General features: G+C 63.2%; 1 protein-coding gene and 1 pseudogene. Both read right to left on the bottom strand.

Annotation, left to right across the window (positions count from 1 at the left end; genetic code table 11):
* Window positions 1-1730 (bottom strand): M1 family metallopeptidase (locus AC1DOP_RS27095; RefSeq protein WP_477254382.1); only part of this gene is annotated, 1730 nt, incomplete at its 3' end.
* Window positions 1731-1849: 119 nt separating this feature from the next.
* A pseudogene (locus AC1DOP_RS27090) lies at window positions 1850-2170 on the bottom strand (aminopeptidase); the annotation flags it as partial.

Below are 2170 nucleotides of genomic sequence, written 5' to 3'. Positions count from 1 at the left end.
TAGAACCAGCCGCGCCAGAACCAGTCGAGGTCCGTGCCGGAAGCGTCTTCCATGGTGCGGAAGAAGTCGGCCGGGGTCGGACGCTTGAACTTCCAGCGGCGCGCGTATTCGCGGAAGGCGAAGTCGAACAGTTCGCGGCCCAGCACGGTCTCGCGCAGCACGTTGAGGGCGGTGGCCGGCTTGGCGTAGGCGTTGTTGAGGAACTGGACCAGGGATTCCGAGTTGGTCATGATCGGCACCTGGTTCTGGCTCTTCATGTAGCCGGCGATCAGGCGCGCTTCGCCCCACTGGACCGGGAATTTCTCTTCCCAGGCTTCTTCCGCCAGGAACTCCAGGAAGCTGTTCAGGCCCTCGTCCATCCAGGTCCACTGGCGCTCGTCCGAGTTGACCACCATCGGGAAGTAATTGTGGCCGACTTCGTGGATCACCACGCCGATCAGGCCGTACTTGGCGTTCTTCGAATAGGTGATCTCGCCGGTCTTCTTGTCCTTGGTCGGACGCGGCGCGTTAAACGAGATCATCGGATATTCCATGCCGCCGCCGACGTCGAAGTTGACCGAAATGGCGACCGGGTAGGGATAGTCGAAGGAGTATTTGCTGTACTGGTCGAGGGTGTGCACCACCGCGTGGGTCGAGTACTTGCCCCACAGCGGATTGCCTTCCTTCGGGTAGTAGGACATCGCCAGCGCATCCGTGCCTTCCTTCTTGAAGCCCTGTGCGTCCCAGATGAACTTGCGGCTCGAGGCGAACGCGAAGTCGCGCACGTTCTTCGCCTTGAAGCGCCAGGTCCTGCTGCCCTCAAGCCGGGTCTTTTCCTTGGCTTCGGCCTCGGCCTGGGTCACGATCAGCACCGGCTGTTTGGCCGTGCGGGCCTGCTTCAGGCGCTCGCGCTGGTCCGGCGTGAGCACGGCGTCCGGGTTCTGCAGTTCGCCGGTGGCGGCGACGATGTGGTCGGCCGGGACCGTCAGCTCGACGTCGTAGTCGCCAAATTCCAGCGTGAATTCACCGGCGCCGAGGAACTGCTTGTGCTGCCAGCCGTGGGCGTCGTAGTAGGCGGCCATGCGCGGGAACCATTGCGCGATCGCGAACAGGTCGTTCTTGTCGTCGAAGGTCTCGTAGCCCGAGCGGCCGTGCACCACCTTCTGGTCGTTGATCTTGTAGTTCCATTCGACCGCGAAGGCCAGCTTCGAACCCGGCTTCATCGCCTGCGGCAGGTCGATGCGCATCATGGTGCCGTTGATGACGTAACGGAGCGGGGCGCCGCCGGCATCCTTCACCGCGGTGATGTTGAAGCCGCCGTCGAAGAGGCGCGATTCCAGCATGGTGCGCATGCCGTCGAACTTCACGCCCGTTTCGGGAGTGGCTTTCGCCCAGGCCTCGCGCGACATCACGGTGGCGGTGGTGCGCGCGCCGGAGTTCGGCTTGAACAGGTTCTGGTCGAGCTGCAGCCACAGGTAGTTCAGCGTGTCCGGCGAGTTGTTGTGATAGGTGACGGTCTCGCTGCCGGTGATGGCGTGATTGGTTTCGTCCAGGCGGGCGCGGATCTTGTAGTCGGCGCGCTGCTGCCAGTAGGCGTGACCCGGTGCACCCGATGCGGTGCGGGTGTCGGTGGGCGTGGGCAGCAGTTCGTCGAGCTGGCGGAACTTGTCTTCGAAAGGTTCGGCTGCGTGGGCGAGGGAAGCAACCAGGGTGAGTGCGGCGAGGCTGGCGGGCAGGCGTTTGAAATTCATGTCTCTCGTTATATGTATGTTTTTGTGGTCCCAAAATGCAGGGTGGGCACACCGTACCCACGCGGACGCCGGCATCATGCAAGCGTCACGCGTGGGCACGGGGTGCCCACCCTACGGCATTACTTGGCTGCTGCGTCGGCAGCGGCCTTGACTTCCGGCTTGGCGTCCTTGGTCTTCAGCTTCTCATTATAGTCGCGCATCATGTCGTCACCGCCACCGCGCTGCGACTTGAACAACTCCAGGCGCGACGGGGTCGCACGGCGCGGCCAGGCGTTGTCGCTCTGGTCGGTGTCCGCGGTTTCCCAGTACGGGTCCTGCACCAGGCTGGTCATCGGCTCGTCGGTGATGATCAGCTTCGTGATCTTCTTCGGGTTGTAGCGCCACACTTCGGCCGGCACGCGCTCGACGTACTTCTTGCCGCTGGCGAGCGTGATCTCGAG

This window comes from Massilia sp. 01N410, assembly GCF_056399665.1.
The sequence above is the reverse complement of the archived record's forward strand: the minus strand, read 5'-3'. Positions and strand labels throughout refer to the sequence as shown.